The following is a 26,326-nucleotide window of genomic DNA, read 5'->3' as shown; positions in this document are numbered from 1 at the left end:
GGCCGTCGCCGGGGGGTCGTCTCGTCGCAGGGAGGAGGCCATCGACTACACCTTTCGAACGGTCGCCCGGGAGAACAGTCCGGCGGGCCGCAGGCTGAGCACGACGACGAGGATCGCCAGGGCGGCGAGCGTGGTGAGCTCGGAGCCGACGTAGCCGGAGACGTAGGACAGGCCCACGCCGATGACCAGGCCGCCGGCGAGCGCCCCGAACGGGTTGTCCAGGCCGCCGAGCACGGCCGCGGCGATGCCGTAGACGAAGACCGCGTCGAGCACGGTGGGCGACAGCAGCGGCGGGACGGCGAGCATCCCGGCGAGCGCGCCGATCGCCGAGGCGATGCCCCAGCCGGCGGTGAGCACCAGTCCCACCCGGACCCCGCTGAGCCGCGCCGACTCGGGGCGCAGCGCCGCGGCGCGCATCCGCAGCCCGAGGGGGGTGAAGCGGTGGAGGACGAACAGCGCGGCGGCGACCAGGGCGACCGAGGCGAGGGCGAAGAGCTCCTCCGGGGAGATGGGGACCGCCTCGAGGTCGCGGAAGCTCATCGGGGGCGGGAAGGAGTGTTGCAGGTTGCCCCACACCATGCCGGCCAGGCCCCGCAGGGCGAGGAGCAGGCCGAGGGTGAGGATGACGGCGTTGAGCGGGGACCGGTCCTGCACGCGGCGGAGCAGGAGCCGCTCGGTGAGCACGCCCAGCAGCGTCCCGGCGGCCACGGCGGAGGCGAAGCCCAGCCAGTAGCTGCCGGTCGCCCGGATGACGGTGTGGGCGGTGTAGGCCGCGATCAGGGCGAGCGCGGGCTGGGCGAAGTTCACCACCCGGGTCGCCTGGTAGACGATGACGAGGGACAGCCCGAGGGCCGCGTAGACCGCGCCGTTGGCGATCCCCTCGAAGGTGAGACTGACGAACTGGTTCACGTGGCCCCCTCAGAAGCCCAGGTAGGCGTGGCGCATGCGGTCGTCGGCGAGGAGTTCGGCGGAGCTTCCGCGGGCCACGACCGCCCCCTGGGAGAGCACGACGCCGTGGTCGGTGACGGACAAGGCGCTCGCGGCGTTCTGCTCCACCAGCACCACCGTCAGCCCGGTGCGCTCGCGCAGGTCGTGCAGCAGCCGCATGATCTGCCGGGTGACGAGCGGGGCCAGTCCCAGGGAGGGCTCGTCCAGCAGCAGCACCCGGGGCCGGGCCATCAGCGCCCGGCCGATGGCGAGCATCTGGCGCTCGCCGCCGGACAGGGTGCCGGCGGGGCGCCTCCTCCGCTCGGCCAGCGGCGGGAACAGCGCGTACACCTCGTCGAGCGCCCTGGCGCGGTCGCGCCGGTCCCGCCGCCACAGCCCGCCCAGGCGCAGGTTCTCCTCGACGGTCAGCTCGACGATGACGCCGCCGCCCTCGGGCACGTGTGCCAGGCCGTGGCGGACCATGTCCTCGGCGGGGCTGCGGGTGACGTCGACGCCGCCGACGCGGACCCGGCTGCCCGGCGCGGCGGGCTGGAGTCCGGAGACGGTGCGCAGCAGGGTGGTCTTGCCCGCGCCGTTGGCGCCCAGGACCGCGCAGATCTCGCCGGCGTGGACGGTCAGGTCCACCGAGCGCAGCGCCTGGACCGCGCCGTAGTGGGTGGAGAGGTTCTCGATCTGGAGCAGGGGCGTGTCAGTCACCGGCGTCCTCCTGGACGGGGGTGCCGAGGTAGGCCTCCGCGACGGCGGGGTCGGCCTGGACGGCGGCGGGCGGGCCGGAGCAGATGACCCTGCCGAAGTTGAGGACGACGATGTGGTCGCACACGTCCATGACCAGGTCCATGTGGTGTTCGACGAGGACGACGCCCATGGTCCGGCTGCACCGGCGGATGACGGCGGCCAGGTCGGCCAGGTCGGCGCCGGACAGGCCGCTGGCGGGCTCGTCGAGGAGCAGCAGTTCGGGTTCGGCCGCCAGGGCGCGGGCCAGCGCCACCCGCTTCTGCAACCCGTAGGGCAGGGTGGCGGGCAGGGCGTGGGCAACGTCGGCGATGCCGAACTCCTCCAGGAGGGCCATCGCGCGGTCGGCGAGCTCCCGTTCGTCGCGTTCGTAGCCGCCCAGGCCGGTGAGCATGCCGGGCAGCCGGGAGCGGCCCAGGGGGTCCGCGCCGACGATCACGTTGTCCAGCACCGTCATCAGGCCGAAGAGGTTGAGTCCCTGGAAGGTGCGGGAGATCCCCAGTGACGCCAACCGGTGCGGCCGGTGGCCGCGCAGAGGGCGGCCCTTGAAGGTGACGGTGCCGCGCTGCGGTCTGACCACTCCCGTCAGCACGTTGAACAGGGTGGTCTTGCCGGCTCCGTTCGGCCCGATGAGGCCGGTCACGCTCTGGGGGGCGATGCTCAGTCCGACGTCGGAGAGCGCGGCGAGGCCGCCGAAGCGGACGGTCACCCCCTCGGCCTCCATCAGGGGGGAGGATGCGGTAGGGGCCATGGCGTCTCTTTCTGTCTGTGCGGGGCCACCGCGGGTGGGGTCGCGGGACACGCCCCGTCGCATCCCAACCGGTTGGTATGCGACGGGGCCGACACTGCGGCACGCCGGGGAGGGACAAGGGGGGCTGTGCCGCGGACCCTCAAGTTACCCACGGCCCCGTGCCCCGGGAAGTGTCCACCGGAGGAACCGGTGATTTCACCGATAGCCCTTGCGCCCCGGTGACCTGCGGCGCAAAAATTAATTCAGATTTATTCCGCGCCGTTTCGGCCGTCCTCGGAGAGCACCGTGCCGCCATCCGCACCCTCGGGCCCTTCCGCCTCCCGCTTCACCGACCGCGTCGCCCTGGTCACCGGAGCCGCGGGAGGCATCGGAGCGGCGACCGCGCGGCGGCTGGCCGCCGAGGGCGCGGCCGTCGTCCTCGCCGACATCGACGCCGAGCGCGGCGAACAGGCCGCCGCCGAGCTGCGCGCGCACGGCCGCCGCGCGCTCTTCCAGCACTGCGACGTCTCCGACGAGGACGCCTGGGCGCGCACCGTGCGCGCCGCCAACGACGCGTTCGGTCCCGTGGACGCCCTAGTCAGCAACGCCTACCGGGTCACCGTCGCCCCCGCCCACGCCACCTCGCCGGCCGACTTCAACGACCAGTTGGCGGTGACGCTGACCGCCACCTTCCTGGGGGTGCGCGCCTGCCTGGACGACCTGCTCGCCCGCGGCGGCAGCGTGGTGGCGGTCTCCTCGGTGCACGCGCTGGTCGGACTGCCCGGCCGTCCCGCCTACGCCGCGGCCAAGGCGGGGCTGACCGGCCTGGCGCGGCAGTTGGCGGTGGAGTACGGCCCCCGGGTGCGGGTCAACAGCGTCCTGCCCGGGCCGATCCGCACCCGCGCCTGGGACGGCGTCAGCGCCGAGGACGTGCGCCGCAGCGCGGAGCAGACCGTCGCGGGCCGTCTCGGCGACCCCGCCGAGGTCGCCGCCGCGATCGCCTTCCTGCTCTCCGACGACGCCTCCTACGTCACCGGGACGACGCTGCTCGTCGACGGCGGCTGGACCTCCTACAAGACCTCGGCGTGACCGTGGGCGGGTACGCGGGCCGGGGCGTCCACGGCCGCATCGTCGAACTGCTGGGGCGGCGCGTGGCCTCCGGCGCGCTGCCCGAGGGCTCGCTCCTCGACCTGCGCGCCCTGGGCGCCGAACTCGGGGTGAGCATGAGCGTGCTGCGCGAGAGCGTGCGGGTGCTCGCCGCCAAAGGGCTGGTGGACTCCCGGCAGAAGCGCGGCACCTTCGTGCGGCCGCGCTCGGAGTGGCACCTGCTCGACGCGGACGTGGCGCGCTGGCGCGCCTGCGGCGGCGACACCGCCCGGCTCATGGCCGACCTGGCCGAGCTGCGCGCCCTGGTGGAGCCGGCGGCCGCGCGCTACGCGGCGGCGCGCCGGACCGGTGCGCAGGTGGCGGACCTGGCCGAGGCCCTGGCCCGCATGGAGCGCACCCGCGGCGACCCCCGCGCGCACGCGCTGGCCGACCTGGAGTTCCACCGCTGCCTGCTGGCCGCCTCCGGCAACGAGCTGCTGGCCCGCATGGACCTGCTGGTCGCCCCCGGCCTGGTGGAACGCGACGTGCTGGTGCACTCCGCCGACCCGGGGGCCGACCCGGTCCCGGGGCACCGCGCGGTCCTGGAGGCGGTGCGCGCCCGCGACGCCGACGCGGCCGAGGCCGCGATGCGCGCGCTGCTGGCCGCCTCCGCCGCCGACGTCCGCCGCCTGGCCGCCCCCGCGGCCGGTCCCCCCGACCGGGAGGAGCACACGTGAAGATCGCCCGCGTCGAGACCTTCGCCGTGCCCCCGCGCTGGCTGCTGTGCCGGGTGGAGACCGACGACGGCGTGGTGGGCTGGGGCGAGCCCGTGGTGGAGGGGCGCGCCTCCACCGTGCGCACCGCGGTGCACGAACTCGCCGAGCTGCTCGTCGGCCGCGACCCGATGCGGATCGAGGACCACTGGCAGACGATGGCCAAGGCGTCCTTCTACCGCGGCGGGCCGGTGCTGTCCAGCGCGGTGGCCGGGCTCGACCAGGCGCTGTGGGACATCGCGGGCCAGGTGCTGGGGGTCCCGGTGCACGTCATGCTGGGCGGCCCGGTGCGGGACCGGGTGCGCTGCTACGGCTGGGTCGGCGGGGACGAGCCCGGACAGATCGCCGAGGCGGTGGCCGAGCGGGTGGAGGCGGGGTTCACCGCGGTGAAGATGAACGCCGCGGGCCGCACCGACCCGCTCTCCACGCCGCGCGCGGTGGCGGAGATCGTGCGCCGCGCCGAGGCGGCGCGCGCCGCCCTCGGCCCCGACCGGGACTTCGCGGTGGACTTCCACGGCCGCTTCACCACCGCCAACGCGCGGCGGGTCGTCGAGCACCTGGCCCCGCTGCACCCCCTGTTCGTCGAGGAGCCGGTGCTGCCCGAGCACACCCACCGCATCGGCGACGTGGTGGCCGCCACCACCGTGCCCATCGCCACCGGGGAGCGGCTGTTCTCCCGCGCCGAGATGCTGCCCGCGTTGCAGGCGGGGATCGCGGTGCTGCAACCGGACCTGTCGCACGCGGGCGGCATCTCGGAGGTGCGCCGCATCGCCGCGCTCGCCGAGACCTTCGACGTGCTGCTGGCCCCGCACTGCCCGCTGGGGCCGGTCGCGCTGGCCGCCGGCATGCAGATCGCCTGCTGCGTGCCGAACTTCCTCATCCAGGAGCAGAGCATCGGCATCCACTACAACCGGGGCGCGGAGGTCCTCGACTACCTGGTCGACCCGGAGGTGTTCACCGTCGCCGACGGCTACCTGCCCCGTCCCCTCCGACCCGGGCTGGGGATCACCGTGGACGAGCGTGCGGTGCGCGCCGCCGACGGGTCGGTGCCCGACTGGCGGGGGCCGGTCTGGCGCCATCCCGACGGCTCCTTCGCCGAATGGTGACCTTTATTCCCCATGTCTCCCTGTGTGACATCTTGCACATTGAGTGATGGAGTGTTACTTTCGCGGAAACCGAACTGTTCCGAAGGTAGTCCGTGCATGGGGAGTGAGAGCCTGGCGGACCGCCTGGCCGACCAGCTACTCGACCAGGTGGTGCGCGGCGAGCTCGCGGTGGACGAGGCGTTGCCCTCGGAGGGCGAGATCGCCGCACAGGCCGGCGTCAGCCGTCTGACCGTCCGCGAGGCGGTCAAGGTGCTGCGGACCAAGAACATCGTCCGGGTCAAACGCGGACGCGGCACCTACGTCAACGCCCCCGACCAGTGGACCGACCTGGAGCTCGTCCTGCGCCTGGCGGGACGCCGCAGCGGGTCGAGCACGGCGGCGCTGGGACTGCTGGAGGCCCAGCGCATCCTGGAGACGGGAGCGGCCGAGCTGTGCGCCCAGCGCCGCAGCGAGGCCGACCTCGCCCTGCTGGGGACGCACGTGGCGGAGATGGACAAGGCCGTCGCCGAGCACGACGCCGCCGCCTTCGTCCGCGCCGAGCTCGCCTTCCACTCGACGGTCCTGCGCTCCTGCGGCAACGTGTTCGTCCCGGCGATGTGCGGACCGCTGGAGCGGATGCTGCTGCGGCTGCACACCCGGGCCGCCCACGTGGTCCAGGTCCGCCGCCGCACCCTGCGGCACCACCGCCGCATCCTCGCCGAGATCACCGCCGGCTCCCCCGCGGCGGCCCGGGCCGCGATGAACGCCCACCTGGAGCAGACCGCCGAGGACCTGCTGCGGCACGGCGTCGGCGGTGCCGCCGACTCCGCCCCGGCGGCGCGGGGAACGCTGCGGCGGCCGGTCGGGGACTCCGCCCGCTGACCCCGGCGGACCGTCCCCGGCTCCCCGCCCGGGGCGGGGAGCCGGGCGCCGGGTCACATGCCCGCGATGAGCTTCTCCACCCGCTCGTCGACCGCCTTGAACGGGTCCTTGCACAGCACGGTGCGCTGGGCCTGGTCGTTGAGCTTGAGGTGCACCCAGTCCACCGTGAAGTCGCGCCGCTTCTCCTGTGCCTTCTTGATGAACTCGCCGCGCAGCCGGGCCCGGGTGGTCTGCGGCGGCACCGACTTGGCCTCGAAGATCTTCAGGTCGCTGACCACGCGCTCCATCTGCCCGCGCCGTTGCAGCAGGTAGAACAGGCCGCGGTCGCGGTGGATGTCGTGGTAGGTCAGGTCCAGTTGGGCCACCCGGGGCGAGGACAGGCTCAGCCCGTGCTTGGCACGGTAGCGCTCCAGCAGCTTGTACTTGGCCACCCAGTCGATCTCGCGCGCCACCAGGTCCAGGTTGCCGGTCTCGACCGCCTCCAGGGTGCGCTGCCACAGCTCCAGCACCCGCTTGCCGGTGGCGTCGGTACCGGTGCGGTCCACGAAGTTCTGCACCTTCTCCAGGTACTCGCGCTGGATCTCCAGCGCGCTGGCCTCGCGGCCGTTGGCCAGCCGGACCTTGCGGCGGCCCGTCATGTCGTGGCTGACCTCGCGGATCGCCCGGATCGGGTTCTCCAACGTGTAGTCGCGCATCACCACGTTCGCCTCGATCATGCGCAGCACCAGGTCGGTGGAGGCGAGCTTGAGCAGCGTCGTGGTCTCGCTCATGTTGGAGTCGCCCACGATGACGTGCAGCCGCCGGAACCTCTCGGCGTCGGCGTGCGGCTCGTCGCGGGTGTTGATGATGGGGCGGGAGCGGGTGGTGGCCGAGGACACGCCCTCCCAGATGTGCTCGGCGCGCTGGCTCACGCAGTACAGCGCACCGCGCGGGGTCTGCAACACCTTGCCCGCGCCGCAGATGATCTGGCGGGTGACCAGGAAGGGGATGAGGACGTCGGCCAGCTTCCCGAACTCCCCGTGCCGCCCCACGAGGTAGTTCTCGTGGCAGCCGTAGGAGTTGCCGGCCGAGTCGGTGTTGTTCTTGAACAGGTAGATGTCCCCGGCGATGCCCTCCTCGTGGAGCCGCTGCTCGGCGTCGACCTGCAGCCCTTCGAGGATGCGCTCGCCGGCCTTGTCGTGGGCCACCAGGTCGAGCAGGTTGTCGCACTCGGGGGTGGCGTACTCGGGGTGGGATCCCACGTCCAGGTAGAGCCGCGCTCCGTTGCGCAGGAACACGTTGGAACTGCGTCCCCACGACACCACACGGCGGAACAGATAGCGGGCCACCTCGTCCGGCGACAGCCGGCGCTGCCCCCGGAACGTGCAGGTGACCCCGTACTCGTTCTCCAGACCGAAGATGCGGCGTTCCACGCGGCCTCACCCGTCCTTCTTCCGTCCGCGGCGCCGCGGACCCGGGCCCGCGGCGCCTGCCGAATCACACTCCGTCAGTGGCGCCGCCGTCTTCGGGTGCCTGGGCCTCGGCCGTCTCCTCGGCCTGCCGGGCCTCCTCCAGCATCCGGACCAGGCGGTCCCCCTGGATGCGGCGGAACTTGCGGTGCGGCCGTGAGCGTTCCAGCACCGCCACCTCGAGGCTGGTCGCCTTCAGCTCGCGCCGCTCGCCGTTCTCGTGGGCCAGACCGTGCACCGCGACCCGCAGCGCCTCGGTCAGGGACATGTTCTTGACGTACCGCTCACGCAGCGCCGCGGTGACCCGCTCGGCCGATCCGCCCATGGCGAGGAAGTCGTGCTCGTCCACCACCGAGCCGTCGAAGGTGATGCGGTAGATCTGGTCGGTGTCGGGGGAGTCTCCGACCTCCCCGACGACGATCTCGACCTCCCAGGGCTTGCTGCTCTCGGTGAAGACCGCGCCCAGGGTCTGGGCGTAGGCGTTGGCCAGCATCTGGCCGGTCACGTCGCTGCGGTCGTAGGTGTAGCCGTGCATGTCGGCGAAGCGGACCCCGGCCAGGCGCAGGTTCTCGAACTCGTTGTAGCGGCCGACCGCGGCGAAGGCGACCCGGTCGTAGAGCTCGCTGATCTTGTGCAGCGTCCGCGACATGTTGTCCGCCACGAACAGGATTCCGCCGTCGTACTGCAGCACGACGGCGCTGCGGCCCCGCGCGATCCCTTTTCGCGCGTAGTCCGCCTTGTCCTTCATGATCTGTTCGGGCGAGACGTAGAAGGGCATCGACACCGGCGTGGTTTCCTTTACTGGTCGAAAGGGCGGGGGACGACAGGATCAGCGCACCGGGGCGGTGGGGCCGTCGGGGCGTTCGGCGCGTCCGGCCACGACCGTCCGCGCCAGCGACTCGACCTCTTCCGTGGACATCCGGCGGTGCCCCTCCTCGGTGATGACGTCGACCAGCGGGTAGATCCCGCGCTGCAAGTCGGGGCCTCCCGTCGCGGAGTCGTCGTCGGCGGCGTCGTAGAGCGCCTGCAGTGCGGCCAGCGCGGCGTCGGCCTCGGTGAGGTCCTCGCGGTAGAGCTTCTTGAGCGCCCCCTTGGCGTAGACCGAGCCGGAGCCGATGGAGTGGTAGCGGTGCTCCTCGTAGCAGCCGCCCACCGGGTCGTAGCTGAAGATCCGCCCCTCCCCGCGGGCGGTGTCGTAGCCGACGAGCAGCGGGACCACGACGAAGCCCTGCATGGCCAGCCCCAGGTTGGAGCGGATCATGGTGGCCAGCCGGTTGGCCTTGCCCTCCAGGGACAGCGGGCGGCCCTCGCGCTTCTCGTAGTGCTCCAGCTCCACCTGGAAGAGCTTGGCCAGTTCGATGCCGATCCCGGCAGCGCCCGCGATGGCGACGGCGGAGAACTCGTCGGTGCGGAACAGCTTGTCCATGTCGCGGTTGGCGATCACGTTGCCGGAGGTGGCTCTTCGGTCGCCGGCCAGGACGACGCCGCCGGGGAAGACGAGGGCCACGATGGTGGTGGCTTCGGGGGTCAGGTGGGCGGGGGAGCCGTCGGAGGTCAGGTCTGCGAGGCGGGGCAGCCGGTCAGGGCTCACCTGGCTGAGGAAGTCGACAAACGACGAGGTCCCCGGATTCATGAACGCTGCGGGCAGGCGTCCGCTGCCCATGAACGCTTCAGACACGCGACTCCCTTCGGTGGCGTCCCGCCCGCGGGTGCGGGCGGGACGCCGCGGACTTGCTTCGGTTGCCTTGCTGTGACCCTACTGACAGCTCAGGAGGCGGAGGTACCCGCCGGTGACGACTTCTCTGTCAGCGAACTGCCGCCCCCGTCGGCGCTACTGTCCGCCCTTCTGCACGAACTGCCGCACGAAGTCCTCGGAGTTGGTCTCGAGGACCTCGTCGATCTCGTCAAGGATGTCGTCGACGTCCTCGGCCAGCTTCTCGTTGCGGGCCGCGGCCTCGGTCCCGGTCTCGACCTCTTCGATCTCCTGGTCCTGGTCGTGCCGAGTGGCGTGCTTGTGACCCCCGGTTTCCCTGGTCGCCATGTGGAGGCTCCTCCCTGTTGTCGAGCTCTCGCCTCTATCTTGGCCACTTGGGGCCCCGCTCAACCTTGATCAGGGCGCCTGTTTTGCGCACGTTACCCACGGGAACACCCGTACACACGTTTGAACAGCAACAACGCGGATCCCGCCCGCCGCGGTCGCCGGGGATTCCGGACCGGTTCTGCGGCCCCTCCGGACCGTCCCTCCCGGCTCGCTGCGGCCCGTCCCGTCCGCCGCACGGCGGCTGTAGGGTACCGATCGTCCACGCATCACGATCACGGCACGGCCGAGGGGCCGGAAAGGGGACGGCGGTGGCCGACACCAACGAGTACGCGGCGACGTTCGACCTCGTCGACAGCGACGACGACCAGCGCATCTCCGCGGGCGAGCTGAGCCGGCTGATGGAGGTGCTGGGATCGCCGATCACCGCGGAGCAGGCCGAGGCGGCCGTGCGCGGCATCGACTCCGACGGCGACGGGCTGATCTCCCTGGAGGAGTTCACCGCCTACATGCGCTCTGCTGCCGGGCGCAACTGAGGCGCGAAGGTCCGGGAGCCCGGGCGGGCCGCCGGGGGTGCTCCGGTCCGCGGCCCCGGCCGCCGGTCCCGAGCGGGCGGCCGGGGCGCCGCGGGTCAGCGCCTGCCGCCGGTGAGGGCGGCCACCAGGTCCGCGGCGGTGTCGGAGCGGTCCAGCAGCTCCCCCACGTGCTCACGGGTGCCGCGCAGCGGCTCCAGGGTGGGGACGCGTTGCAGGGAGTCGTAGCCGGGGATGTCGAAGATGACGGAGTCCCACGAGGCCGCGGCCACCGAGTCGGCGTACTTGGCCAGGCAGCGCCCGCGGAAGTAGGCGCGGGTGTCGGCGGGGGGCTCGGTGACGGCCCGCTGCACCTCGGACTCGTCGAGGAGGCGGCGCATCCTGCCGCGCGCCACCAGCCGGTTGTACAGGCCGCGGTCCTCGCGCACGTCGGAGTACTGGAGGTCGACCATCTGCAGGCGGTGGTGGTCCCAGGCCAGTCCGTCGCGGGCGCGGTAGGCCTCCAGGAGCTTGAGCTTGGCCACCCAGTCGAGCTGGTCGGCCAGCCGCATGGGGTCGTCGGCCAGGGTGGTCAGGACCGCCTCCCAGCGGTCGAGCACGTCGGCGGTGTCGGGGTCGACGTCGGTGCCGTAGCGGTCCTCGACGTACTTGCGGGCCTGCTCCAGGTACTCGCCTTGCAGTTGCAGCGCGGTCATCTGCCGTCCGTCGCGCAGCCGCACCTGGTGGGTGAGGCCGGGGTCGTGCGAGACGGCCCGCAGGTCGGCGACCGGGGTCTCCAGCGACAGGTCCGTGGTGAGGAAGCCGTCCTCGATCATCGACAGCACGATCGAGGTCGTCCCCAGCTTCAGGTAGGTGGAGATCTCGCTCATGTTGGCGTCGCCGATGATGACGTGCAGCCGCCGGTACTTGTCGGGGTCGGCGTGCGGCTCGTCGCGGGTGTTGATGATGGGCCGCTTCAGGGTGGTCTCCAGGCCCACCTCGACCTCGAAGAAGTCGGCGCGCTGGCTGATCTGGTAGCCCGCCTCTCGGGAGTCGACGCCGAGGCCGACCCGGCCCGCGCCGCACACCACCTGCCGGGAGACGAAGAACGGGATGAGGTGCTGCACGATCTCCGCGAACGGCGTGGACCGGCGCATCAGGTAGTTCTCGTGGCAGCCGTAGGAGGCGCCCTTGCTGTCGGTGTTGTTCTTGTACAACTGGATGGGCTCGGCGTTGGGGAGGGCCGAGGCGCGCCGGGCGGCGTCCTCCATGACCCGTTCGCCCGCCTTGTCCCACAGCACCGCGTCACGGGGGTTGGTGACCTCGGGGGCGGAGTACTCGGGGTGGGCGTGGTCGACGTACAGCCGCGCGCCGTTGGTGAGGATGACGTTGGCCAGGCCCAGGTCCTCGTCGGTGAGCTGGCTGGGGTCTGCGGCCTCGCGCGCCAGGTCGAAGCCGCGCGCGTCACGCAACGGGTTCTCTTCCTCGAAGTCCCAGCGGGCCCTGCGCGCCCGCGCGGCCGAGGCCGCCAGGTAGGCGTTGACCACCTGAGTGGAGGTCACCATCGCATTGGCACCGGGGTTGCCGGGCACGGAGATCCCGTACTCGGTCTCGATGCCCATAATCCGCCGCACAGTCATGTTGTGAAGGGTATCCAGCGGGACACGCTTTGATGCGCGACCCGCCGAATTGTGCTCGAACAGCCGTGTTCGTCCCGTCCTGCACTCCCCGGCCGGGCGCGGGGGGAGTCCCGGCCCCCGCGCCCGGCGGGGAAGCGCCCGCCCGCCGGGCGCGGCCGCTTTCCCTCCCGGAGCCCTCACACCGGCAAACCGGAATCCTCCCCCAGGGGAAACAGTTGGGGACGCCCCTTTTCTCCGTTGTTCAGGAAAAGAACGGATTCCACTTCCTGTCAGAATGACGGCAAGGGAGAATGGCTGCCATGCCCGACACCCCGTGGACGCCTCCTCCCGTTCTTCTCGCGGTCGACCTGGTCATTCTGACGCTCCGTTCCGCGCAACTGCACGTGCTGCTCGTCGAACGGGGAATCGAGCCCTACCGGGGCCGCCACGCGCTCCCCGGAGGCTTTCTCAGCCACGCGGACGAGGACCTCACGGCAGCGGCCCGGCGCGAACTGCGGGAGGAGGCCAACCTCGACGCAGCCCGCCTGCACCTGGAGCAACTGGGCGCCTACGGGGCCCTCGGCCGCGACCCGCGGGGCCGGGTCGTCTCCGTGGCCTACCTGGCCGTCGCCCCCGGGCTCCCGGAGCCGGAGGCGGGAACCGACGCGGCGGGCGCCGCCTGGGTGCCCGTCCACGACGTCGAGGCGCGACACCTCGAACTCGCCTTCGACCACCGGCAGATCCTCGCCGACGGAATCGAGCGCGCCCGCACCAAACTCGAGAAATCCTCCCTGGCCGCCGCATTCTGCGGGGAGACCTTCACCATCGCGGAACTACAGCAGGTCTACGAAGCGGTCTGGGGAACCCGACTCGATCCGCGTAATTTCTACCGGAAAGTCCGCGGAATTCCCGGTTTCATCGTCCCGGCCGGATCGCAACGGCGCACGACCGGGGGCCGCCCCGCACAGCTTTTCCGCCGCGGACCGCAGACCGTGCTGTTCCCCCCGCTCAACCGCCCGCCGTCCCAGACACCTACACCCCTGAGGACCGACCCATGACCGATCCCGTGGTGATCCTCACCGCCCTCGACCTCGAATACACCGCCGTCCGCAACGGCCTGGACGGCCTCCGCCCGCACCGCCACCCCCGGGGAACCCGCTTCGAGACCGGCACCGTCGCGGGGACCCGGACCCCCGTGGTGCTCGGCCTCACCGGCAAGGGCAACCACACCTCCGCGGTCCTGGCCGAACGGGCCGTCGAGGAGTTCTCCCCCGCGGCACTCGTGTTCGTCGGTGTGGCCGGCGCCCTGTGGGACGCTCCCCCGCTCGGCGACGTCGTCATGGCCACCCACGTCTACGCCTACCACGGCGGCACCAGCGAGGACGACGGCCTCAAGGCCCGCCCCCGCGTCTGGGAGACCGCCCACGACCTCCTCCAGCTCGGCCACGCCCTCGCCAGGACCGCCGACTGGGCCGCCGCGGCACACCCGGACCACCCCGCCCCCCAGGTCCACTTCGGCCCCGTCGCCGCCGGGGAGGTCGTGCAGAACTCCCGGATCTCCCGCGAGGCGCGCTGGATCCGCCAGACCTACAACGACGCGATCGCCATCGAGATGGAGGCGGCGGGCGTGGCCCAGGCCGGCCACCTCGGCGGCGCCCCCGTGGCGGTGGTCCGCGGCATCAGCGACCGCGCCGACGGCACCAAGACCACCGGGAACGACCACGCCTGGCAGCCCGTCGCCGCGGCGAACGCCGCGGCCTTCGCCCTCCGGCTCGCCGCAGAGATCATCGACGACCGGGAGCACTCCATGTCCTCCACCCCCCAGCACCGCAACGGCTCCGTGGTGAACAACGCCCACAACAGCCAGGTCGCCATCCAGGCGGGCATCATCACCGGCAGCACCGTGTCCGTGACGTTCCCCTCCCCACGGCCGGGCGGGAGCGCCCCCGCCGCCGACCTGGCCGCGCTGCGCGACGCCCTCCGGCGGGAGCACTCCTCCGGCAGGCTCGACGGGTCCGTCTACCACGCGGCCCGCGCCGAACTCGACTTGGCCGCCAGGGCGCTGGCGGAAAACACCCCGGAGGGCAGGAGCATGGCCGCACTCGCGCTCCGGAGCCTCTCCAACCGCCTCGCCGACCTCACCGAACTGGCCGCGAAGGCCGCCGCCCTCGTCACCGCACTCCGGGGACTGTCATGACCGCCGCCCACACCGCCAACACGGCGACCGACTCCTTCGTGGGGGTCCAGGCCGGAGAGATCCACAACTCGAAGATCTACCTGATGTCCCCGGACGCCCCTCCCCGCCGCAAGTACGAGGTCGGCCTCCGCTACCTCGCCAACGGCGTGCCCTCCCAGGCCCGCGCCCTGATCGGAGAGGCCCGCGCCCACGGACACGACAGCGGCGAGGTGCGGTTCCACTGGGTTCTCGCCCTCCTGAGCGCGCGTTCCCCGTACGTGCTGAGCCCGGAGGACCGGGAGAACCTCTCCCAGGTCTCGATCGAACTGGACTCTCTGCCCGACGACGAGTGGCGGCGCGCCCTGGAGGTGGTCTTCGGCCTGCTCCGCTTCGCCGAGGAGGGCGGGGACGACACCGTCTTCAAGACTCTCGACACCCTCCCCGACCGCCAGCGCGACCAGATCCTCCGCCACCTCGACGCGGTGCTCACCGGAAGCGCCAAGGAGCGCCTGTGGGCCGAGATCTGCCGGAAGGCCGAGCAGCAGCAGACCGCCGACGAACGCACCGGCCGGGTGTGGGCCTACTTCGAGCCCGACCCGATCGAGGCCCGGTCCCGGACCGTCGCACCGGCCGATCTCGACGGGCTCCTGCCTGCCGGGCTCTGGTCCGCGGTCGCCCTGGCGGCGGCGGGCACCTGCTGGGCGCCCCTGGCCGCCACGGGGCCGCTCCCGGCGCTCCTCCTGCTGCTGGTCCTCGCCTGCGGCCCGGTGGCCGCGGCCGCCGGCTTGCGGTGGTACTCCTGCACGCAGCGGCTCCGGGCGAAGGAGCGCGAGTACGGCGGCCCGCGCCCGGGTGCCTCCTCTGCCGGGGCGGACGGCTTCGCCGGAAGGGTCGACTCCCTGTTCCGCTACTACTCCCACAAGTACGCCCCCGCCTCCGCCGCCGAGGAGTGGCTGCGCACGACAGCGGGGGTGCGCCGGGCGCTCCGCAACGAGGTCGTCGAGATCTACCGGGAGAGCCGGATCCCCGCCCGCCGGGTCGCCTGGCTGGTCAGGTACCTGGTCCGCGACGTCCGACGGCGCTGGCTGTCGGGGACCCTGTGGGAGTACCGGAAGCGGTACCAGGTCAGCCCCACCACGAAGCTCCGGTGCGTGCTCTCCCTGGCTGTCGCGGCCGCGGCGGCCGTGGCGCTGACGGCCGCGGCGTTTCCGGGCCGCCCGTTCACCACCGTGCTCACCACGCTTCTCGTCCTGGCCGGAGCGTGGTTCGCGGTGCCGTTGTGGCTGCGCATCGCCGCAGAGAAGCGGCGCTTCGCCGAGGAGGAGGAAGAACGGAAACGCGTCCTGAACGAGCGCAAGGCCGAGGAGCTCCGCTGGCGGCGGAGGCTGGAGGAGACCCGGCCGTCCGAGGGGGAGATGCAGGCGTGGCTCCACGCCGACCTGACCCTCCTGCTGGACGCCGCACTCCGCCACTACCAGTTGAAGTGGCACGACGTCATCGCCCACTTCTTCCACCTGGGAGCGGCAGGCTCCTGCAAGCAGAGGCGCATCGAACGCGGACAGTGGCGCTACTCGAAGTACGAGGTCCGCATCTTCCTCATCACCCGGGGCGGAGTACGGGAGGCCGTCTTCCTCCTCGACTTCGAGAAGGCGGACTTCCGCTGCACGGCACGCAAGGAGTTCAGCTTCGACTCCGTCTCCTCGGTCTCCGTGGAGGACGAGGACCAGAAGATGACGATGAAGGTCGCCCTCGTGGACGGCACGAGCCAGGAGTTCTCCTCTCCCCGGGAGACGGAGGACTCCCTCCTCCCGGAGGAAACCGGCGAGGAGATCTTCGAGAGGAACCTCGACTCCTCCGGGTTCCGGCAGTCCATGCTCCTGCTGGAGGGGATCGGAGCCGAGGGGAAGAAGTGGGTCGACCGGCTCACAGAACGCAGGGCCGTGTCCCGGCTGCCCCGGCAGGACGGCTCCGAAGAGCCGCCACCGGCCCCGGAGGCCCTCGCCAGTTGACCCGGCCGCGGCACCGCCTTCGGCGGGTGCGGGCGGGAAACCGCCGCCTTCCCGCCCGTCTCCGGGGTCCCGGCCCCGCCCGGGACCGGAGGCCTTCCTTCCCTGGCGGGGTCCGGTGTGCAGGCCTGGCGGCGAGGGGCCGCCGCTTCAGGAGTGAGGAGACCGCGATGGACTGGAGTGGTCACGCCGCCGCGCTGGCCGACCGGGTGGCCCGACCCGGGTCGCCGTGGCGGGACGCGGTGCTGGGCCTGCCCCGGCACGTGTTCGTCCCCGCCTGGTTCGAGCAGGCGGACGACCGGACCTGGCGGGTGCGGCGCGGCGCGGACGCCCCGGAGGCGTGGCTACAGGCCGCCTACTCGGAGCGCAGCCTCGTCACCCGGGTGGGAGGCGTGCACGCCGACCACGCGCTCCCCGGACAGGCCGTGCACGGTCGGCCGACGTCGTCGGCCACGATGCCGTCGCTGACGGTCCGCATGTACGAGCACGCGCTCCTCGCGCCGGGGATGCGCGTGCTGGACGTCGGCACCGGCTCCGGGTACGGCACGGCGCTGCTGGCACACCGGTTCGGCGGAGACCGGGTGGTGTCGGTCGACGTCGACCGGTACCTGGTGCGGGCGGCGGCCGGACGGCTGGCCGCCGTCGGCCTGTCCCCCGGGCTCCACTGCCTGGACGCGTTGGGCGGGGAGCTGCCGCCCGGCGGCTACGACCGGATCGTGGCGACGGTGGGCGTGCCCGGGATTCCCCCTCGTGGATCGCCGCGCTGCGCCCCGGCGGGCGGGTGGTGGCCACCCTGGCGGACACGAGCCTGATCGTGGTCGCCGACCGGCAGGACGACGGAACCCTGCTGGGGCACACCACGTGGGACCGGGGCGGGTTCATGTCCGCCCGTTCCGGCGACGACCACCCCGACGACGGGGTGGACTGGACGGCCGCGGCCACCGGAGAGGGGACTCCCGAGACGGGCCGCTACCCGGTGCTCGACGTGGCGCAGGCCTGGGACGTGCAGTCCATGCTGGCCCTGCTGTGCCCGGGCGTGCGGCACCGCTACTCCGCGGACGGGGAGCGCCGGACCGCGCTCATGGCGCACCCGGACGGTTCGTGGGCCCGCGCCGAGGCGCGCGGGCAGGAGCCTCCCGTGGTGTACCAGGGCGGGCCGCGGCGCCTGTGGGACCTGCTGGACGGGGTGCGGGACCACTGGCTGCGGCACGGGGAGCTGCCGGTGCGGGGCGCGTGGGTGCGCGTGACCCCCGACGGGCGGACGACCCTGATGCGCGGGAGGTGGAAATTGCAGGTCAAGGCCGACCAGGGGGCCGGGATTTCCTGAATCGCAGGTCGAAGCGCCCCTTCTTTCGTCGGGGACCGCATTCCTCCCTGACGACGCCTCCCCGCCGAACAGAGGTCCTTTCAACACCCCAACCCGACGACATCCCGAAGACGCCAGACAATCCCCGAAAACCAGGTGGCCAGGAGGGTGCAGTGGACGACACCAGCCTGGACGATCTGCCTGGGATTGCCCCCACGACCCAGCCCAGCAGGCAGCGGCGCACGACGTCGACGCGTTCGTCGACCTGGTCGAAACACTGGTTCAGATCCGCAAGCAGAACGGCCTCACTCAAGCTGCGGTCGCCGAGCGGATGGGCACCACGCAGTCAGCCGTGTCCGACATATCGAAACCTTCGCGGGCGATCCGCACATCTCCACGATCCAGCGCTACGCGCGCGCCGTGCAGGCCCGCCTCCGCTTCACGGTGACCGGTCTCCCGCGTGTGCAGTCCCCCCAGTGACCTCCACCGCTACCTGGTCCCGGATCGAGACCTCCTCCCCCCCGCCCCGGTGAGGACCTTCAACACTCACACCACACTGCTCTCGACAGTCGGGGCGCCACCACGGTCGTCGGCTTCGACCACAACGTGGTCCTGGCCGATCGACTGCCCGCGGCCCCGCGCGGAGTGCTCCTCGCCCGGAGCTCGGGCGAGGAGGCGGCCACCGCGAAGAATCTCCACTTCACACTGGTCGTGTTCGCCCCCGACGGGGAAGTCGTCTTCGCCCGGAACGGCCGAGCACCAGCAATTCGCCCCCGCCTCCTCCCCGGACTTCCCCCCAGGATCAACGTGGCGATGGACTTCCAGTTCACCGTCACCGCACACGGCGAGCACACCTTCAGAATGTCGGTGCGCTCCGAAGAAGGCGGGGAAGACGGAGCACAGACCCCACTGTGGGTGGTGAATCCCAAGCCCGGCCGGGAGAGGTCGGCCTCCTGAAACACCGAGAAGCCCCCGCCCCGGGTCAGGACGAGGGCTTCCAGCGCCGGACCTCCGGGGCCCGCCGAGCAGTCGGCGGGCCCCGCTGCTGCGGTGGTTACAGGTACTGGCCGGTGTTGGGCACGGTGTCGATGGAGCGGCCGGAGTCGGCGCCCTTCTTGCCCGAGACCAGGGTCCGGATGTAGACGATGCGCTCGCCCTTCTTGCCGGAGATGCGCGCCCAGTCGTCGGGGTTGGTGGTGTTGGGCAGGTCCTCGTTCTCGCTGAACTCGTCCACGCACGCCTGGAGCAGGTGGGAGACGCGCAGGCCGCGGGAGCCGGTGTCCAGGTAGTCCTTGATGGCCATCTTCTTGGCCCGGTCCACGATGTTCTGGATCATCGCGCCGGAGTTGAAGTCCTTGAAGTAGAGGACCTCCTTGTCGCCGTTGGCGTAGGTGACCTCCAGGAAGCGGTTCTCGTCGGACTCGGCGTACATGCGCTCGACCACCCGCTGGATCATGGCGTTGACCGTCGCGGTGGGCGAGCCGCCGTGCTCGGCGAGGTCGTCGGCGTGCAGCGGCAGGTCGGGGGTGATGTACTTGGAGAAGATGTCGCGGGCCGCCTCGGCGTCGGGCCGCTCGATCTTGATCTTGACGTCCAGACGCCCGGGCCGCAGGATCGCCGGGTCGATCATGTCCTCGCGGTTGGAGGCGCCGATGACGATGACGTTCTCCAGGCCCTCGACACCGTCGATCTCGCTGAGCAACTGCGGGACGATGGTGTTCTCCACGTCGCTGGACACCCCCGACCCGCGGGTGCGGAAGATGGAGTCCATCTCGTCGAAGAACACGATGACCGGCGTGCCCTCGCTGGCCTTCTCCCGGGCCCGCTGGAAGACCAGCCGGATGTGCCGCTCGGTCTCGCCGACGTACTTGTTGAGCAGCTCGGGGCCCTTGATGTTGAGGAAGAAGCTCTTGCCGACGTCGCGGCCGGTCTTCTGGGCCACCTGCTTGGCCAGCGAGTTGGCGACCGCCTTGGCGATGAGGGTCTTGCCGCATCCGGGCGGGCCGTACAGCAGCACGCCCTTGGGCGGGCGCAGCTTGTGCTCGCGGAACAGCTCCTTGTGCAGGTAGGGCAGTTCGACCGCGTCGCGGATCATCTCGATCTGCCCGCTGAGGCCGCCGATGTCGGTGTAGGAGATGTCGGGCACCTCCTCCAGGATCAGCTCCTCGACCTCGGACTTGGGGATGCGCTCGTAGACGTATCCCGACCGCGGCTCCAGCAGCAGGGAGTCGCCCGCCCGCAGCGGCTCGTCGCGCAGGGGCTCGGCGACGCGGACGATCCGCTCCTCGTCGTGGTTGGAGATGACCAGGACGCGCTCGCCGTCCTCAAGGATCTCCTTGAGCATGACGACCTCGCCGACGGTCTCGTAGGAGGCGGCCTCGATGACGTTGAACGCCTCGTTGAGCATCACCTCCTGGCCGGGCCGCAGGTCGTCGACGTCGACGGAGGGGCTCACGTTGACCCGCATCTTGCGGCCGTTGGTGAAGATCTCGACGGTGCCGTCGTCGCGCGCCCCCAGGAAGACCCCGAAGCCGGAAGGCGGCTGGGAGAGCCGGTCGACCTCCTCCTTGAGGGCGACGATCTGGTCGCGGGCCTCCTTCAGGGCCGTGACCAGCCGCTCGTTCTTGGCAGTGGTCGCTGCCAGGGCGGCCTGGGCCTCCTGGAGTCGGTCTTCCAGCAGCCGCACGTGCCGAGGGGAGTCGGCGAGCTTACGCCGCAGGACGCTGAGCTCCTTTTCCAGGTAGGAGACCTGAGCCACGAGTTCGTCACGGTCGCGTTCTGCATGACGCTCGTCATCGCGATCGGCCACGTCCGCCACCTCCCGTTAAGAGGAAAAATCTATTCCGGAGCCTACCTACCCAGGCCCCGTTCCTAACCTGCCGATCTGGTCGAGTGTGGGGCAGTCCACTGGCCGTTCGGGGGAACAGCGAGGTCAGCCCACAGATCGGGAAGCGGCGTAATGAGAACGTAACGTCGGGTGGCCTTACCGTCCCCCGTCTTCCTCCTCCTGCTGCCCGGCCTGGCCCAGGGCCTGCCGGGCCTCGGCGTAGTCCTCCCCGTAGGCGCCCTTGGCGGGGCGGCGGCGCCGCTCGGGCGCGGTCGCGTCGTCGGCGAGCCTGCGGGCGGTGACCAGGAAGCCGGTGTGCCCGATCATGCGGTGGTCGGGGCGCACCGCCAGCCCCTCCACGTGCCAGGTCCGCACCATCGTCTCGAAGGGGTAGGGCTCGTGGAAGGAGCCGTGCTCGCGCAGGGCCTCCACGATCCGCGACAACTGCGTGGTGGTGGCCACGTACACGCAGATGAGGCCGCCGGGGTTGAGCGCCTTGGCGACCGCCTCCAGGCACTCCCAGGGCGAGAGCATGTCCAGGACCACCCGGTCGAAGTCGCCCTCGTCGAGGCTCTCGGCGAGGTCTCCGACGGTGAGCCGCCACGAGGCGGGTTCGGCGCCGAAGAAGCGGGTGACGTTGGTGCGCGCGATCTCGGCGAAGTCGGCGCGGCGCTCGTAGGAGGAGACGTAGCCGTGCTCCCCGGCCGCACGCAGCATCCAGCAGGTCAGCGCACCCGAGCCGACCCCGGCCTCCAGTACCCGGGCGCCCGGGAAGATGTCGGCCTGCGCGACGATCTGCGCGGCGTCCTTGGGGTAGACGATGGTGGCCCCGCGCTTCATCGACAGGGTGAAGTCGGCCAGCAGTGGCCGCAGGGCGACGTAGGCGATGCCGGAGCTGGCGGTCACGACGCTGCCCTCGGGGCGGCCGATGAGGTCGTCGTGGTCGAGCCGCCCCCGGTGGGTGTGGAACGCCGCGCCGGCGCGCAGGGTGATGGTGTGCATCCGGCCCTTGGGGTCGGTCAACTGCACGATGTCGCCCTCGGCGAAGGGGCCGCGTCGGCCGTGGATGCCGGTCACTGGTGTCGTCTTCTTTCGTGAGTCCGGGTGCTGGGTGCCGGTCGTCCAGCCTATCCGCAGCGGGGATTTGCGGCGTAATCGGCGAAGCCGGGGCAGGAACAGGGTTAAATACACCTGCCAGGCAGGGTGACGGGAGAGGCGGAAGACCTGATGACGCGCCCCATTTCGCGAATCGGACTCGGCATCGACATCGGCGGCAGCGGGATCAAGGGCGCGCCTGTCGACCTGGACAGCGGGACGTTCGTGGTCGACCGGCTGAAGATCCCCACGCCGCGCCCCGCCACGCCCGAGGCGGTCGCCTCGGTCGTGGCGGAGATCGCCGCCGCCTTCCCCGAGCACGTGGCCGAGGACGCCCCGCTGGGGGTGACCTTCCCCGCGGTCATCCAGAACGGGGTGGCGCGCAGCGCCGCCAACGTGGACCGCTCCTGGATCGGCACCGACGTCGCGGCGCTGCTGGCCGAGGCCACGGGTCGGCGCGTGATGGTGATCAACGACGCCGACGCCGCGGCGGTGGCCGAGCACCGCTACGGCGCCGCGGCCGGTGTCGACGGCGTGGTGCTGATGACCACCCTGGGCACCGGGATCGGGTCGGCGCTGCTGGTGAACGGGATCCTCGTGCCCAACACCGAGTTCGGCCACCTGGAGATCGACGGCTACGACGCCGAGACCCGGGCCGCCTCCAGCGCCAAGGAGCGGGACAACCTGTCCTACCGGGAGTGGGCCGAACAGCGGCTGCAACGCTACTACTCGGTGGTGGAGAACCTGTTGTGGCCGGACCTGATCGTGGTGGGCGGCGGGGTCAGCCGCAAGTCCGACAAGTTCCTTCCCTACCTGCGCCTGAACGCGCCGATCGTGCCGGCGAAGCTGCGCAACACCGCGGGGATCGTGGGGGCCGCGGTGCTGGCCGCGGAGCGGCTGGGCGGGCAGGGGGCCGCCGCGTGACCGCCGGGGCGGTGCCGCCGGGCCCGGACCGGAGGCGCGGTCCGGTCAGGGGGGCGGGCCGCGGTCCCCGGGCCTCCTCGTCGCCGGGTGCGGGGCGGGCGGTCAGTCCTGTACCGCGGTGAGCAGCCCGCGGATGCGCCGGGCCACCGCGGCGGGTTCGGCGGCGGGCGCCAGGGGCGTCAGGTAGGGCGCGTTCGCCTCCTCCGGCGGCACCCGCAGCCACCACCAGAGCCGGCCGCGGTGCGGTCGCAGGACGGTGCGCTGTGTCCGGGACCTGCGCCTCCCCGCGGTACCGCGGAGCACGGCGTCGACCGCTCCGATCTGGCCGTTCAGTGTCGCCTCGACGCCGGCCCGGCGCAGCGAGGCCTCCAGTTCGCACAGTGCCAGGCTCCACTGCGCGTCGCCGCGGTGCCCGTCGAAGCGGTACGCGGCCCGGGACTGTGCAGGCGTCCCCCTGGGTGGCATCTCGATCGTCACGTGTTCCCCCTCCGTTCTGGAACCCCGCATGCCGGCGAGGCCCCGGACTCCTGACTGTGCCCGTCCCGTGACCGGATCGGAAACCCTTATGCGCCTCCCGCATGCTCGTATTTCTTTTACTGATAGCTACAAACCCCAGGTCAACTCTTTAACCTAGGCTCATGGCCCAGCGTGAAGGCACTCTGCCCGTGGATTTCTGGACCCGCCCCGCGGTGGCCGCCGCACTGGCCACCTGCGACATGGCGTCCCTTGTGGAAGCCGTCCGGCTCGCCCGGGGGTGGTCCCAGGCCGACCTGGCACGGACGGTCGGCTACAGCCAGAGCTGGGTGTCCCGAGTCGTCAACGGCCAGCAGTCGCTCACCCTGAACCAGGTCAGGGAGGTCTGCGAACGGCTGGGGATCCCGGTTCACCTGCTGCGGTTCGCTCCGGCGAGCCCTGTTTCCACGCCATCGGTGGCCTCACGCCCTCCCGCCGCGTCCGCGGCGGGCCGGACGAAGGGGGCGGGTCCAACGCGACGTCGAGACTTCACCAAGGCTGTTGCCCTGGCTGCGTTTCCCCTGCCGAGCGCCTCGGCGGTGGGCGACATCCACGAGTTGACGGCGGCCACTCTGCGCGCCATCACCGGGGGCCAGCGCAGGCTGGACGCCTCGGCGCCCTCGCGCGACCTGGTGAAGGCCGCGCTGGCGCACCTCGAGCTGTCCTCCCGGACCCTGCTGCGGGCCAGGCAGACTCCTTTCCTCACGGAGGTGGCCGCCGCGACCAGCGAGGCGGCCGGGTTCGCCGCCTGGCTGCACGCCGACATGGGCGACGCGGGGTCGGCGCGGATGTTCTACCGCCGGGCCGTGGAGCACGCCCGCCAGTCGGAGGACGTCCTGCTGGCCGTCTACATGCTCGGCAGTCTGGCGATCTTCGAGGTCGACTCGGAGGATCCGGTGCTGGGGCTGCAACTGGCCCACGAGGCCACCCGTCGGCTCGGCGACGGCGCCCATCCCACCGCGCGGGCCTGGCTGTCGTGCGTGCGCGCGCTCGCCCACGCGGGGCTGGGCGACGTCTCGGCCGCCCAGCGGGAGCTCGGCCGTGCCGAGGCCGCCGTGGAGCGCTCCGACAACACCGAGCCGCCCTGGCCGTGGGTCTTCCCGTTCGACTCGGCCAAGGTCGCCGGGTACCGGGCGCTGGCCGCAGTGCGGCTGCACCGCCCGCACGAGGCCCGCACCGCCTTCTCCGAGGCGTTCGCCACGATGTCCCCGGCCCCCAAGCAGCGGTCGATGCTGATGGTGGAGCTGGCCTCGGTGCACGCCGACGCCGGGGACGTGGACGAGGCGTTCCGGCTGGCCGCCGAGGCCCTGCACACGGGGGCGGCCTACCGTTCGGAGAAGGTCGTCAACCGGGTGCGGCGGTTCCGCCGCGAGTACCGGGGGCCGTACGCGCGGTGCGTGGCCGAGCTGGACGAGCAGTTGACCTCCCTGGTCACCGGGCGCCTGCGGCTGTGAGCGGGTGCCGTCCGGCGGCGGCGCCCGCCCGGGGCACTGCCCGGGTAGCGCCACCACTACCCCAGGTGTGGTGGCGGCATTACTGACCGGACCCCGCTCCGGTTCCTAGTTTCGTGTCGTGATGCGGGCCTTCCCGGCCCTTGGACCACGACGTGAGGAGCCGGTGTGGTGTCTCCACGAGCAAGACCTGTCCTCTCCCTGTGCGCGGCAGCGGTGCTGGCCGCCGCTCCCGTGCTCGCCGCCGCCCCGGCGGCGTCGGCCGCGGACGGCACGCCCGCCGAACCCACCCCCGACGCGGTACAGGGCTTCCTCGACGAGCGGGTGCCCGAGCTGCTGGAGCAGCACGACGTGCCCGGCGCCGTGGTCTCCGTCGTGGCGGGCGGCGAGCAGGTGTTCGCGGGCGGCTACGGGCTGGCCGACGTGGCCTCGGGGACCGAGGTCGACGTCGACCGGACCGCCTTCCCCGTGGCGTCGGTGAGCAAGTCCTTCACCGCGACGGCCGTGCTGCAACTGGTGGAGCGCGGGGAGCTGGACCTGCACGCCGACGTCAACGAGTACCTGCCCCAGCGGGCGCATCTGCCCGACACCTATCCCGGGCAGCCGGTCACCCTGCACCACCTGCTCACCCACACCGCGGGCTTCGAGGAGGCGGTCGTGGGCATGTCCGTGCCGAGCCGCGCGGAGCGGCTGCCGCTGGCCGAGTACGTGGTGGAGTACCAGCCGGAGCGGGTGTACGCGCCCGGGGACTTCGTGGCCTACTCCAACTACGGGACCACCCTGGCCGGATACGTCGTCGAGGAGGTCTCCGGCGTCCCGTTCGAGGAGTACGTCGCCGAGCACGTCTTCGCCCCCCTGGGCATGGACAGCAGCGGGTTCGTCCAGCCCGACGAGGCCGCCGAGCGGCTGCACGCGCCCACCCTGTACGGTTCCTCCCCCGACGTGCTGGTGCCGGACATGTACCTGAACCAGGTTCCGGCGGGCGGCGCCTACACCACGGCCCCGGACATGGCGCGCTTCATGCTGGCCCTGCTGGGCGGCGGGGAGCTCGACGGGGTGCGGGTGCTGTCCGAGGAGAGCGTGGCGGCGATGACGTCCCAGCAGGCCGCGGCGCACCCGGAGGTGGCGGGCAGCGGCTACGGGCTCTGGGAGGAGTCCGTGGCGGGGCCGCGCGTCGTCGGCCACGGCGGCGACCTCAACGGCGCGCACAGCCTGTACGTGCTCGTGCCCGAGCAGGACCTGGGCTTCTTCGTGTCGGTGAACGGCGACGGCTCCACCGTCGGCGGGGACCTGCTGGCCGACGCCCGTTTCCGCATCGCCGAGGAGTTCCTGGCGGAGTTCGCGGGGACCGGGCGGGACGAGGGGCTTCCCGCCCCGGCTCCCGGCCTGTCCCCGCAGGAGGTCGCGGACCTTCAGCGCTACGCGGGCTCCTACATCACGACCCGGACCAGCAGGGACGAGCTGAGTGCGATGTTCGCCCTGTTCGACTCGGTCCTGGTGGCCGCCACGCCCGACGGGCTGCGCACCGTCAGCCCGATGCTGGACAAGCAGCACTGGGTGCAGGTCGAGCCGGGGGTGTTCCGCTCGGAGGCGGGCGAGCTGATGGCGTTCGTCGAGCGGGACGGCGAGGTGGTCGGGCTCGCCACGGACCTCTTCCCGGAGCAGCACTACGCGCGGGTCCCCTGGTACGACTCCCCCTTCCTGCACCTGGCGGTCCTCGTGGGGTCGCTGCTGGTGCTGGTGTCGGTGGCGGCGTGGCCGGTCACCGCCCTGGTCCGCAGGCTGCTGGGGCGCAGCCGCCGGGTTCCCGCCGCGGCCCGCGCGGCCCGGTGGACGGCGGCCGGAGCGGCCGTGCTGTGCCTGGGCTACGTCCTGCTGGCCGTGGTGCTGATGAGCGACATGAGCCTGTTGCAGACGCTGGTCCTCGACAACTCTCCGCTGCTCACCGTGCCGCTGACGGTGGCCGCGGTCCTGGCGGTGGCGGCGCTGGCCGGGGCTGTGTGGGCCTGGCCCGCCCGCTGGTGGGGCGTTGCCGGGCGGCTGCACCACACGCTGGTCTCCCTGGCCGCGGTGGCGGTCGTCGCGGTGGGCACGCGCTACGGGCTGACGCTGCTGACCCCGCTGCTGTGAGCAGCGGCGTCGACGGCCGACGGGCCGCGTCCCCGCGGGGACGCG

25 protein-coding genes are annotated in these 26,326 nt (G+C 72.1%); 14 read left to right on the top strand and 11 right to left on the bottom strand.

What is annotated here, in order from left to right; all coding sequences use genetic code 11:
• Positions 1-45: 45 nt before the first annotated feature.
• From AC529_RS14010 to AC529_RS14000, 3 genes are read right to left on the bottom strand one after another with little or no spacing between them, the layout of a single operon-like run.
• Positions 46-909: a branched-chain amino acid ABC transporter permease gene (locus tag AC529_RS14010; protein ID WP_068757391.1), complete on the bottom strand. Its 864-nt coding sequence runs from the start codon at positions 907-909 to the stop codon at positions 46-48.
• Between the two features lie 9 nt (positions 910-918).
• Positions 919-1,644: an ABC transporter ATP-binding protein gene (locus tag AC529_RS14005; protein ID WP_068757389.1), complete on the bottom strand. Its 726-nt coding sequence runs from the start codon at positions 1,642-1,644 to the stop codon at positions 919-921.
• The gene (locus AC529_RS14000; RefSeq protein ID WP_068757387.1) at positions 1,637-2,431 is read right to left on the bottom strand and encodes an ABC transporter ATP-binding protein; all 795 of its coding nucleotides are present in this window, start codon (positions 2,429-2,431) and stop codon (positions 1,637-1,639) included. The genes AC529_RS14005 and AC529_RS14000 overlap by 8 nt, the downstream gene beginning before the upstream one ends.
• 285 nt (positions 2,432-2,716) lie before the next feature.
• Here AC529_RS14000 and AC529_RS13995 point away from each other — a divergent pair, with 285 nt between their 5' ends.
• From AC529_RS13995 to AC529_RS13980, 4 genes are all read left to right on the top strand, one after another.
• Positions 2,717-3,499, top strand: a complete 783-nt coding sequence (locus AC529_RS13995; protein WP_068757385.1) for an SDR family NAD(P)-dependent oxidoreductase — start codon at positions 2,717-2,719, stop codon at positions 3,497-3,499.
• Positions 3,496-4,233, top strand: coding sequence for a FadR/GntR family transcriptional regulator (locus tag AC529_RS13990; protein ID WP_232306733.1), 738 nt, complete (start codon positions 3,496-3,498; stop codon positions 4,231-4,233). Before AC529_RS13995 ends, AC529_RS13990 begins: the two co-directional genes overlap by 4 nt.
• Positions 4,230-5,375 (top strand): galactonate dehydratase, encoded by a 1,146-nt coding sequence (gene dgoD, locus AC529_RS13985; RefSeq protein ID WP_068757383.1) that lies wholly within the window; start codon positions 4,230-4,232, stop codon positions 5,373-5,375. Before AC529_RS13990 ends, dgoD begins: the two co-directional genes overlap by 4 nt.
• 96 nt (positions 5,376-5,471) lie before the next feature.
• Complete coding sequence (locus AC529_RS13980; protein WP_083948230.1) at positions 5,472-6,236, top strand: FadR/GntR family transcriptional regulator; 765 nt, start codon at positions 5,472-5,474, stop codon at positions 6,234-6,236.
• Positions 6,237-6,289: 53 nt separating this feature from the next.
• On the opposite strand, the gene pafA is transcribed toward AC529_RS13980, so the two are convergent.
• The 4 genes from pafA to AC529_RS13960 form a co-directional block, all read right to left on the bottom strand.
• Positions 6,290-7,648, bottom strand: a complete 1,359-nt coding sequence (gene pafA, locus AC529_RS13975) for a Pup--protein ligase (RefSeq protein WP_068757381.1) — start codon at positions 7,646-7,648, stop codon at positions 6,290-6,292.
• 64 nt (positions 7,649-7,712) lie between these two features.
• Positions 7,713-8,462 carry a proteasome subunit alpha gene (gene prcA / locus AC529_RS13970; RefSeq protein ID WP_068757627.1) on the bottom strand — a complete coding sequence of 250 codons (750 nt, stop codon included), beginning with the start codon at positions 8,460-8,462 and terminating at the stop codon, positions 7,713-7,715.
• Positions 8,463-8,513: 51 nt separating this feature from the next.
• Entirely contained in the window at positions 8,514-9,362 is an 849-nt protein-coding gene (prcB, locus tag AC529_RS13965) for a proteasome subunit beta (protein ID WP_068757379.1), read from the bottom strand.
• 153 nt (positions 9,363-9,515) lie between these two features.
• On the bottom strand, positions 9,516-9,725 hold the full coding sequence (locus AC529_RS13960; protein ID WP_068757377.1) for a ubiquitin-like protein Pup: 210 nt from the start codon (positions 9,723-9,725) through the stop codon (positions 9,516-9,518).
• A 308-nt stretch (positions 9,726-10,033) separates the two neighbouring features.
• Between AC529_RS13960 and AC529_RS13955 the strand changes: the two genes are divergently transcribed.
• Positions 10,034-10,258, top strand: a complete 225-nt coding sequence (locus AC529_RS13955; protein ID WP_068757374.1) for an EF-hand domain-containing protein — start codon at positions 10,034-10,036, stop codon at positions 10,256-10,258.
• A gap of 95 nt (positions 10,259-10,353) precedes the next feature.
• On the opposite strand, the gene dop is transcribed toward AC529_RS13955, so the two are convergent.
• Entirely contained in the window at positions 10,354-11,874 is a 1,521-nt protein-coding gene (dop, locus tag AC529_RS13950; RefSeq protein ID WP_394326446.1) for a depupylase/deamidase Dop, read from the bottom strand.
• 299 nt (positions 11,875-12,173) lie between these two features.
• Here dop and AC529_RS13945 point away from each other — a divergent pair, with 299 nt between their 5' ends.
• From AC529_RS13945 to AC529_RS21350, 6 genes are all read left to right on the top strand, one after another.
• Entirely contained in the window at positions 12,174-12,911 is a 738-nt protein-coding gene (locus tag AC529_RS13945; protein ID WP_068757368.1) for an NUDIX hydrolase, read from the top strand.
• Positions 12,908-14,050 carry a 5'-methylthioadenosine/S-adenosylhomocysteine nucleosidase family protein gene (locus tag AC529_RS13940; RefSeq protein WP_068757366.1) on the top strand — a complete coding sequence of 381 codons (1,143 nt, stop codon included), beginning with the start codon at positions 12,908-12,910 and terminating at the stop codon, positions 14,048-14,050. The genes AC529_RS13945 and AC529_RS13940 overlap by 4 nt, the downstream gene beginning before the upstream one ends.
• Positions 14,047-16,038: a hypothetical protein gene (locus AC529_RS13935; protein ID WP_068757363.1), complete on the top strand. Its 1,992-nt coding sequence runs from the start codon at positions 14,047-14,049 to the stop codon at positions 16,036-16,038. Before AC529_RS13940 ends, AC529_RS13935 begins: the two co-directional genes overlap by 4 nt.
• A 167-nt stretch (positions 16,039-16,205) precedes the next feature.
• Positions 16,206-16,847, top strand: coding sequence for a methyltransferase domain-containing protein (locus tag AC529_RS20545; RefSeq protein WP_198156428.1), 642 nt, complete (start codon positions 16,206-16,208; stop codon positions 16,845-16,847).
• A complete protein-coding gene (locus AC529_RS20540; protein ID WP_198156427.1) occupies positions 16,820-17,362 on the top strand; it encodes a methyltransferase domain-containing protein in 543 nt (180 codons plus the stop codon). The genes AC529_RS20545 and AC529_RS20540 overlap by 28 nt, the downstream gene beginning before the upstream one ends.
• 244 nt (positions 17,363-17,606) lie before the next feature.
• Positions 17,607-17,789, top strand: a complete 183-nt coding sequence (locus AC529_RS21350) for a helix-turn-helix domain-containing protein (protein ID WP_083948228.1) — start codon at positions 17,607-17,609, stop codon at positions 17,787-17,789.
• A gap of 606 nt (positions 17,790-18,395) precedes the next feature.
• Here the strand turns inward: AC529_RS21350 and arc are convergent.
• Entirely contained in the window at positions 18,396-20,159 is a 1,764-nt protein-coding gene (arc, locus tag AC529_RS13925) for a proteasome ATPase (protein WP_083948225.1), read from the bottom strand.
• Between the two features lie 165 nt (positions 20,160-20,324).
• Entirely contained in the window at positions 20,325-21,245 is a 921-nt protein-coding gene (locus tag AC529_RS13920; protein ID WP_068757360.1) for a tRNA (adenine-N1)-methyltransferase, read from the bottom strand.
• A 150-nt stretch (positions 21,246-21,395) separates the two neighbouring features.
• Between AC529_RS13920 and ppgK the strand changes: the two genes are divergently transcribed.
• The gene (gene ppgK, locus AC529_RS13915) at positions 21,396-22,187 is read left to right on the top strand and encodes a polyphosphate--glucose phosphotransferase (RefSeq protein ID WP_068757358.1); all 792 of its coding nucleotides are present in this window, start codon (positions 21,396-21,398) and stop codon (positions 22,185-22,187) included.
• A 102-nt stretch (positions 22,188-22,289) separates the two neighbouring features.
• On the opposite strand, the gene AC529_RS13910 is transcribed toward ppgK, so the two are convergent.
• Complete coding sequence (locus AC529_RS13910) at positions 22,290-22,664, bottom strand: hypothetical protein (protein ID WP_068757355.1); 375 nt, start codon at positions 22,662-22,664, stop codon at positions 22,290-22,292.
• 161 nt (positions 22,665-22,825) lie between these two features.
• Between AC529_RS13910 and AC529_RS13905 the strand changes: the two genes are divergently transcribed.
• The gene (locus tag AC529_RS13905; RefSeq protein ID WP_083948222.1) at positions 22,826-24,154 is read left to right on the top strand and encodes a helix-turn-helix domain-containing protein; all 1,329 of its coding nucleotides are present in this window, start codon (positions 22,826-22,828) and stop codon (positions 24,152-24,154) included.
• 168 nt (positions 24,155-24,322) lie between these two features.
• The gene (locus AC529_RS13900; RefSeq protein ID WP_198156426.1) at positions 24,323-26,281 is read left to right on the top strand and encodes a serine hydrolase domain-containing protein; all 1,959 of its coding nucleotides are present in this window, start codon (positions 24,323-24,325) and stop codon (positions 26,279-26,281) included.
• The last annotated feature ends 45 nt before the right edge of the window (positions 26,282-26,326 follow it).

The sequence above is a fragment of the Thermobifida cellulosilytica TB100 genome (assembly GCF_001517975.1).
Lineage (GTDB): Bacteria > Actinomycetota > Actinomycetes > Streptosporangiales > Streptosporangiaceae > Thermobifida > Thermobifida cellulosilytica.
The sequence above is the reverse complement of the archived record's forward strand: the minus strand, read 5'-3'. Positions and strand labels throughout refer to the sequence as shown.

Bases quoted from the DNA above. Each gene is read 5' to 3' on its own strand.
- AC529_RS13905 (WP_083948222.1), top strand. From the start codon at position 22,826: ATGGCCCAGCGTGAAGGCACTCTGCCCGTGGATTTCTGGACCCGCCCC.
- AC529_RS13940 (WP_068757366.1), top strand. From the start codon at position 12,908: ATGACCGATCCCGTGGTGATCCTCACCGCCCTCGACCTCGAATACACC.
- AC529_RS13935 (WP_068757363.1), top strand. From the start codon at position 14,047: ATGACCGCCGCCCACACCGCCAACACGGCGACCGACTCCTTCGTGGGG.
- AC529_RS13945 (WP_068757368.1), top strand. From the start codon at position 12,174: ATGCCCGACACCCCGTGGACGCCTCCTCCCGTTCTTCTCGCGGTCGAC.
- AC529_RS20545 (WP_198156428.1), top strand. From the start codon at position 16,206: ATGGACTGGAGTGGTCACGCCGCCGCGCTGGCCGACCGGGTGGCCCGA.
- dop (WP_394326446.1), bottom strand. From the start codon at position 11,874: ATGACTGTGCGGCGGATTATGGGCATCGAGACCGAGTACGGGATCTCC.
- AC529_RS13960 (WP_068757377.1), bottom strand. From the start codon at position 9,725: ATGGCGACCAGGGAAACCGGGGGTCACAAGCACGCCACTCGGCACGAC.
- AC529_RS14000 (WP_068757387.1), bottom strand. From the start codon at position 2,431: ATGGCCCCTACCGCATCCTCCCCCCTGATGGAGGCCGAGGGGGTGACC.
- AC529_RS13980 (WP_083948230.1), top strand. From the start codon at position 5,472: ATGGGGAGTGAGAGCCTGGCGGACCGCCTGGCCGACCAGCTACTCGAC.
- ppgK (WP_068757358.1), top strand. From the start codon at position 21,396: ATGACGCGCCCCATTTCGCGAATCGGACTCGGCATCGACATCGGCGGC.
- prcA (WP_068757627.1), bottom strand. From the start codon at position 8,462: ATGCCCTTCTACGTCTCGCCCGAACAGATCATGAAGGACAAGGCGGAC.